This is a genomic window from Aquiflexum sp. (genome assembly GCF_977115555.1).
On the sequence record NZ_CDSBKL010000210.1, the window covers coordinates 1 to 7,197 of the forward strand.

Genomic DNA, 7,197 nt, shown 5'->3' on the forward strand with positions numbered 1-7,197 from the left:
ACCTGGTCTTGGTTGATTCCAAAACCCTCCAATTGGTCATAAATATGCAGTGCACAGTCTATTTCACCTAATTGGTACAAAGAAGTACCAATGTTATTCAGAAAACTGAACAGCGCATATTTATAATATGGCTCTAGTCCATCGTAAGAATCATCTTCTATAATCAGGTTTTTTGATTTGTTAAAGTAATTGATAGACTGGATATAATTACCTGATTCAAAATAGATTACACCCAATGAATTATATAATCTTGAAGCCTCCACTTTAGAATTTTTCGATGCCATCAAATCTTCCGCTTTTTCCAAAAAATAGATGCTGCTGTCTGCTTTGCTTAAGAGGTAATACGTCTCGCCAAGAAAAAGATTAGATCCGAAAAAGAGAGAATCCGGTAGATTTGAGTGGCCTTTTAGCGCCAAACCGTTCCTATAAAAGGAGACTGCTTCGTTCAAATCCCCTTGAATCAAAGCTAAGCTTCCGAGTTTTTCATAAGAATCCACAAGAATTCTTCTATCAGCTTTCTCTGAATCAGCATTTGAAACAACATCTAAAAAAAGGTGTTTTGCAAGACTGTCAGTCTGATCTGTTGGGGCTTCTGCCTGAAAAAATATCAAAGCTTCCTGATATTTTTTTGAAAAATCAGTCTGATCCTTTTGCTTGGGATTATGAAGAAGAAAGGAAAATAATAGGAGAAACCACCTCAGGAGCACAGCGCAATAGGTTAGATAATTTGGGTAATTATACCCAAATTATTGTAACCTCGCAACAATCAAAAGGTAAGGTGGTCTTGGTTTTGCTTTGGGATTTTCTGCAAATACTCTTGCATTTGAAAAATCTCCCGTAGATCTTTTTTCAAGTAAATCCTTATTTCTCCGATCTATTTCGTCCAATAGACTTTGAGGAACCTCAGCCAAAGTTTCAAAATAAAAAAATTTCAAGTCTATGGCATTGAGTACTCCCAAAGATTGATCCTGCAACCTGTAATATAGGGAGGCATCCAGTTCGGCACCATTCTCAGGATCATCTCCAAAGGCATCGTTATCCAATGTTTTTTGAAGATCGATAATTCCTGTTGCTTCGTCAATTTCTATTCCTAAATCTGAAATATCCTCATCATCAGGTCCATATTCGCCAAATTTACAGGTATAGTCGTCATCAGAATTGTTATTATCATCAACTTTCCCACAAGGACTTGAAGCATTTTTGTCTGCATTAAAAATGGGAGCTGCCAAAAAATCATTTTGATCCAAGATATAGACTTTGTCCAGATAATTAATCCCTCCTATTGTCAATTCATATGTACAGGAAATTTCGGATCCGGTTGGGTTATATGAAATCCTATATTTCAAGCCTGTTTCACTTTCATTGATGTCAATTTCCCCGGTTGATTCGTTGATGACAAGGCCTTCCGGAACAGCCGAAAAGGTACCTTTAAGGTTTTTTACAGGAATGATTTTGTTATCTAAATTTTCATTGATATAAAAAATTGTGTCACTATAAGTGAAATTTGAACAATCAAATGCCCCATTACCTTCTCCGGTGGGTTCCAAAGAAGTTTCACAAGCTAGAATTGCAATTGATATAATCGCCAACAAAAATCTAAATAAGCCTTTCATTAAACCGGTTTTGTTATAAGTCGAAACTAAATGCTTTAATGTAACCATTCTATTTAAAAATATTCATGGCCACACCAACCAATACCAAAACCATACCGAAAAACACCATAAGGCTATAAGTTTCTCCAAAAATCAGAAATCCAAAACTCAAGGCATAGATTATACCAATGTAACTCAAGCTTGCCACTTTGGAAAGGTTGGCACTTTGATAGGCCAAAGTCATGAAATATTGTGCAAACTGTGTCAATAAACCCACTGCTAACAAAATCCCCCAATCCCATCCTTCGGGCATTACCCAAACAAAATACGTATACAAGACCGCAATCGGAATGGTGATCAATGGGAAATAAAACATGATGACCAATGGATGTTCTGAGTTTTTGATTTTTCTGATAATATTATAAGCCAATCCCATTGCCAGGGCAGAAACAATACCGATCACCAAATCCCAAAAAGTAATCCTTGGATCAAAGCCCTGAATAATCACTACCCCCGCAAAAGAAACCCCAAAATACAGAAATTGCTTTGCTCTGACCTTCTCCTTTACAATGAAAATACCCAAGATAGTAGTGAAAATTGGAGCCAAGTAATTGATTGTCACCGCACTTGCCAATGGTATACTTTGAAGTGTGTAAAAAAAGGTCATCAATCCGATAGACCCTGCAATTCCTCTAAGGATCAGCAGTTTTTTATTGTTTCCAAGAACAGGAACAGATTCTTTTTTGAGTAAAATGTAAGTCAAAACCAAACTGAAAACTGATCGAAAAAGAATAATTTCTATGGCAGGAATATGTGGAATCAGTTTTACAGAAACATTCATCAGGGAAAAAAGAAACCCTGCAAATAACATATGTTGAACACTTTTTTTATTCAAGGTGAATTGGTTTTTTCAAATCTAAGGGAATAAGAAAAACCAAAAGTGATTGGTTCAATTTAAATTTGAATTTTGAGGTTACTTTTAAACAAATAGAGGCAAACTCAGTATTATTCTTGTGACAAACTTTTAAAATAAACCTAGCATGGCACTCAAAAAAGGACAAAAAGCTCCCGATTTTACATTGGATTCCACCACAGGCCAAAAATTTACACTTTCTAAAAGCGCCGCAGGAAAAGCCTGTGTGATTTAGTTTTATACAAAAGATTTTACCAGGGTGTGCACCGCGGAAGCTTGTGATTTCAGAGATCAGTTTTCGGCATTTAGAGATTTGGATGTACCTGTTGTCGGAATAAGCAGGGATACTATTGCTACACATTTAAAATTCCAAAAAGAACATAAACTCCCATTTGAATTATTGAGTGATGGTTCGGGAAAAGTTTGTAAATCGTACGATGCATTGATACCTCTTGTAAAAATGCCTAAAAGGGTAACTTATTTTCTTGACAGCGATCACGTCATCCAAGGTGTTTATTCTGATATGTTTGAATCAAAAAAACATGTTGATGAAATGGTCAAGCAGTTGAAGCCATGATTTTTACTGACCAATAATTCTACCGTCCTGCATAATTAGCGTTCTGTCAGCCATTTCGGCTAATTCTTGGTTATGTGTCACAATGACAAAGGACTGACCGAATTCTCTTCTCAATTCAAAAAATAATTTGTGAAGTGCCTGAGCACTTTTAGAATCAAGGTTGCCACTAGGTTCATCGGCAAAAATAATTTTGGGATCATTCACCAAGGCTCTTGCCACGGCGACTCTTTGCTGTTCACCGCCTGATAATTCTGAAGGCTTATGCCCTAGCCTGCCACTGATACCCAATCTTTCAGCCAAATGACCTGCTCTTTTCCGGATATCATTCATTGGCCTGTTTGCTATGAGCCCGGGAATCATGATGTTTTCCTCTGCATTAAATTCAGGGAGAAGGTTATGAAATTGAAAAATAAATCCGATTTCCTTGTTTCTGAATTCAGCAAGCTTATCCCCTTTAAGACCTGTTATCAAGGTTTTACCAATCAAAACTTCTCCTTTGTCAGCTTGATCCAAGGTTCCCAAAATATGCAATAAGGTACTTTTTCCTGCGCCGGAAGATCCAACAATAGAAACGACTTCTCCAGATTTGATATTCACATCCACACCTTTGAGGACATGTAAGTCCCCATAGTTTTTGTGAATTCCTTTTGCAACTAACATATAATGTATTTTTGGTCACCAAATATAAATATTACAGATTCCTATGTTAACATTGGATGGATTTATTTACCAAAAGACCTGATGTTAATTTGATAAATAAACATGTAGCGCTTAACTTCGGGCAAAAATTTTCATAAGGATGAACATACACGAATATCAAGCTAAAGAACTTTTGAAAAGCTATGGCGTCAGGATTCAGGAGGGGATAGTCGCAGACAGCCCCGAAGGAGCATTGGAGGCTGCCAAAAAGCTAAATGCTGCTACCGGAACTTCCTGGTATGTAATCAAAGCCCAAATCCATGCAGGAGGAAGAGGAAAAGGATTGGTGAATGAAACCGGTTCCCGAGGAGTTGTTTTGGCCAAAAGCCTTGAAGATGTTCCAGTAAAAGCTGCGGGGATTCTCGGTGGAACATTGGTAACCATCCAAACAGGTGCTGAAGGAAAAAAAGTGAATAAAGTGTTGGTAGCCGAGGATGTTTATTATCCGGGTGCTTCCGAACCAAAAGAATACTACCTATCGATTTTGTTAGATAGAGGAAAAGGAAGCAATGTCATTATGGCTTCTACTGAAGGCGGGATGGATATTGAGGAAGTTGCTGAAAAGCATCCTGAGAAAATCATCAAAGAATGGATTGATCCCAAAGTTGGGTTGCAAGGTTTCCAGGCAAGAAAAGTAGCTTTCAAATTAGGCCTTGAGGGAAATGCATTTAAAGAAATGGTAAAGTTCATTACCTCACTTTACAATGCCTATGTGGGATCTGATTCCGCACAGTTTGAAATCAACCCTGTTTTGAAAACTTCGGATGATAAAATCCTTGCAGTAGACGCCAAAGTAAATCTTGATGACAATGCCCTATACAGACACCAAGATTTGGCAGCATTGAGAGATGTTGCTGAAGAGGATCCTCTTGAAGTTGAAGCCGGTAAATCAGGCCTAAACTACGTGAAATTGGATGGCAATGTCGGTTGTATGGTAAATGGAGCAGGATTGGCCATGGCCACTATGGACATGATCAAACTTTCAGGGGGTGAGCCTGCCAATTTCCTTGATGTGGGAGGAGGAGCCAATGCTGTCACTGTAGAAGCTGGGTTTAGAATCATCCTTCAGGATCCAAATGTAAAAGCGATCCTAATCAATGTGTTTGGTGGTATTGTAAGGTGTGATAGAATCGCAAATGGTGTGGTAGAAGCTTACAAATCTATCGGAGATATTCCTGTTCCGATTATTGTAAGACTTCAGGGAACAAATGCTGAAGAAGGTGCAAGGATCATTGACGAATCAGGATTGAAAGTATCATCAGCCATTACCCTGAAAGACGCAGCAGAGAAAGTAAAAGCAGCTATTTCTTAAGAATTGGTATCAATAAAGCGTGCGTAGTTCAATTGGATAGAATATCGGATTTCGGCTCCGAGGGTTGAGGGTTCGAATCCTTCCGCGCGCACAAAGCCCCGGGTTTCACCTGGGGCTTTTGTTTTTTCAACCTGATTTTTATCATGTAACTCACTGATCTATAATAGTATAATTTGGTTTATACTTGGGTATAATTGTGTCAAAACGAACGAGATAAACCCAAATAGCCATGAAAAAGATACTTGTTCCTACCGATTTTTCAGATTGCGCCAATAATGCTGAAAAATATGCCCTATTCTTAGCCAAAAAAATAAATGCTGAACTGATTTTCCTTCATGTCATCAACACACCTGTGGATTGGTCGAAATTAACCATTGAACAGGAAAATCTTTTCCCAGATGCCCAAGCAGCTATTGCAAAATCAAAGCAAAGCCTCACTGACTTGGTTAAACAAGCAGAATCCATTGATATTAAAGCCCGAAAATTGCTAATTTTCAACAACAGCAATGAGAAAATCTACCAGTTTGTCGAAGATGAACACATAGACATTGTGGTGATGGGCTCTCATGGAGTATATGGTTTCAAGGATTATGTTTTGGGTACCAATACTTACAGTATGTTGAGAAATTCAAAAGTCCCTGTCATTGTAATCAAGACACTTCCTCAAAACCTGAAATTTGAGAAATTGGTATTTGCTACCAATTTCAAAGAGGAAACAGGAGTCACTTTTAGAATGGTAGAAAATCTTGCAGAAATCCTCCAGGTAAAACTCCATGTTTTGTATGTCAATACACCCACCTACTTTCTCGAAACCAACGACATCTTGAGTATTGGAAAAACCTTCCTTGACGAATTTTCAAGTTATGGGCATGAAATCCACATCTTTGATTCATTTAAAGAAGAGCGCGGAATAATTCAATTTGCAGAAAAAATAAATTCAGATGGCATTGCAGTAATAACTTACGGAAAATCTGATTTCAAACAATATTTCTCTCCAAGTGTGACAGAAAACCTTATCGGACTAACCAAAATACCAGTGTTAAGTTTCAAGATCTCTTAAAGTAAAAAAGCAGAAGAAATTCTTCTGCCCTTTTTATGAAAACTAAACCAACTATTATTTAACTACCACAATTGAAACAAAAATAATACATAAATGTAATAATCAAAATTTTTTGAAGAAAAGGTAAATAAAAACCTACTTTTTATTGTTGATTTTGTATAAAATACCTAGCGCAAGAGCTTGGCTAAATTGAATCCCTTCAACCATATCAATGTCATACACATTGATACTTGTAAATGTCACGTCCACATACCTTGTGATTTTCGCAATCAGTGTAAAATCCAATCGGTGATCAATGGTACGAAATTCCAAAGTTTCCAAATTAGCAAAAATCTGGTAGCGAGCATTCAAAGTTAGGTTATCGCTGAATTTCTTATTGTAAGTCATAAAAACCTGGAATGCCAACCATTCAGTCCTTAATTTTTGTCCTTCAGGAACCCCATAATTTCCAGGAACAGTATTGATTAAATTGGTATCTGTCACAAATGTAAATCTGGGAGAAAAAGGCGCTAACCTGAGGGCAAAATTTTCATTTGGCTTGTATTCGAATCCAAAACCGGATGTCAGGAAAGCGGGCGCAAAAAACCTTGAAATAAGGACTGGATCATCTGCCGAATAATCAAATCCATCTGTGAATTGTGTGATAAAGTTCAAAGATGCAAAATAACCCCATTTTTGGGTAATCTTGTATCCAACTTTTGAATCAAAAAATATCCTGTCATTGGATTTTCTTAATCCCAAATCGTCATTTTTAACCACCCCATAAATGAGTTCGAGCTGATTGTCCCAGCTCAGCTTATCCTTGGCATAGTTTGCTTTTCCACTTAGAATTGAACCCAAAGCAAAAGAATTTACTCCCCCAGCTTTCCAATTTCCGGAAAAAGAAGCTTGGTTAAGATTAAAACCTATACTTAATTCGGAATTCCAATATGTTGTGTCCTTCAATGCCATAGCAGCACTGTCAGTGGAAGCCTCCTCCTCTTGGGAATACCCAAAATTAACAAAAGTAATTATCAAACAAATCGTAAATAGTTTTTTCATAAT

At 37.3% G+C, this 7,197-nt stretch carries 7 protein-coding genes, 1 tRNA gene and 1 pseudogene; 4 read left to right on the forward strand and 5 right to left on the reverse strand.

Annotation, left to right across the window (positions count from 1 at the left end):
- The 3 genes from ACZFYI_RS12810 to ACZFYI_RS12820 all read right to left on the reverse strand — a co-directional run.
- A partial coding sequence (locus tag ACZFYI_RS12810; protein ID WP_462524526.1) for a tetratricopeptide repeat protein occupies positions 1-707 on the reverse strand: 707 nt, incomplete at its 3' end.
- Positions 708-746: 39 nt separating this feature from the next.
- Positions 747-1,613 carry a hypothetical protein gene (locus ACZFYI_RS12815; RefSeq protein WP_462524527.1) on the reverse strand — a complete coding sequence of 289 codons (867 nt, stop codon included), beginning with the start codon at positions 1,611-1,613 and terminating at the stop codon, positions 747-749.
- A gap of 49 nt (positions 1,614-1,662) precedes the next feature.
- Entirely contained in the window at positions 1,663-2,463 is an 801-nt protein-coding gene (locus ACZFYI_RS12820) for a DMT family transporter (protein WP_462524531.1), read from the reverse strand.
- A 289-nt stretch (positions 2,464-2,752) separates the two neighbouring features.
- On the opposite strand from ACZFYI_RS12820, the pseudogene ACZFYI_RS12825 reads away from it, so the two are divergent.
- Positions 2,753-3,082, forward strand: a pseudogene (locus ACZFYI_RS12825) (peroxiredoxin); the annotation flags it as partial.
- Between the two features lie 3 nt (positions 3,083-3,085).
- Here ACZFYI_RS12825 and ACZFYI_RS12830 read toward each other — a convergent pair.
- Positions 3,086-3,742, reverse strand: a complete 657-nt coding sequence (locus tag ACZFYI_RS12830; protein ID WP_462524528.1) for an ABC transporter ATP-binding protein — start codon at positions 3,740-3,742, stop codon at positions 3,086-3,088.
- A 139-nt stretch (positions 3,743-3,881) separates the two neighbouring features.
- Between ACZFYI_RS12830 and sucC the strand changes: the two genes are divergently transcribed.
- The 3 genes from sucC to ACZFYI_RS12845 all read left to right on the forward strand — a co-directional run bounded on the left by sucC (position 3,882) and on the right by ACZFYI_RS12845 (position 6,153).
- Positions 3,882-5,093 carry an ADP-forming succinate--CoA ligase subunit beta gene (gene sucC, locus ACZFYI_RS12835; RefSeq protein ID WP_462524529.1) on the forward strand — a complete coding sequence of 404 codons (1,212 nt, stop codon included), beginning with the start codon at positions 3,882-3,884 and terminating at the stop codon, positions 5,091-5,093.
- Between the two features lie 17 nt (positions 5,094-5,110).
- Positions 5,111-5,184: transfer RNA gene (locus tag ACZFYI_RS12840), tRNA-Arg, on the forward strand.
- 138 nt (positions 5,185-5,322) lie between these two features.
- Positions 5,323-6,153, forward strand: coding sequence for a universal stress protein (locus ACZFYI_RS12845; protein WP_462524530.1), 831 nt, complete (start codon positions 5,323-5,325; stop codon positions 6,151-6,153).
- Between the two features lie 135 nt (positions 6,154-6,288).
- Here the strand turns inward: ACZFYI_RS12845 and ACZFYI_RS12850 are convergent, their stop codons facing one another.
- Positions 6,289-7,194: a DUF3078 domain-containing protein gene (locus ACZFYI_RS12850; RefSeq protein ID WP_462524532.1), complete on the reverse strand. Its 906-nt coding sequence runs from the start codon at positions 7,192-7,194 to the stop codon at positions 6,289-6,291.
- Between the last annotated feature and the right edge of the window lie 3 nt (positions 7,195-7,197).

Excerpts from the sequence above, each read along its gene's own strand:
- ACZFYI_RS12815 (WP_462524527.1), bottom strand. The coding sequence starts at position 1,613 with ATGAAAGGCTTATTTAGATTTTTGTTGGCGATTATATCAATTGCAATT.
- ACZFYI_RS12830 (WP_462524528.1), bottom strand. The coding sequence starts at position 3,742 with ATGTTAGTTGCAAAAGGAATTCACAAAAACTATGGGGACTTACATGTC.
- ACZFYI_RS12850 (WP_462524532.1), bottom strand. The coding sequence starts at position 7,194 with ATGAAAAAACTATTTACGATTTGTTTGATAATTACTTTTGTTAATTTT.
- ACZFYI_RS12820 (WP_462524531.1), bottom strand. The coding sequence starts at position 2,463 with ATGTTATTTGCAGGGTTTCTTTTTTCCCTGATGAATGTTTCTGTAAAA.
- sucC (WP_462524529.1), top strand. The coding sequence starts at position 3,882 with ATGAACATACACGAATATCAAGCTAAAGAACTTTTGAAAAGCTATGGC.
- ACZFYI_RS12845 (WP_462524530.1), top strand. The coding sequence starts at position 5,323 with ATGAAAAAGATACTTGTTCCTACCGATTTTTCAGATTGCGCCAATAAT.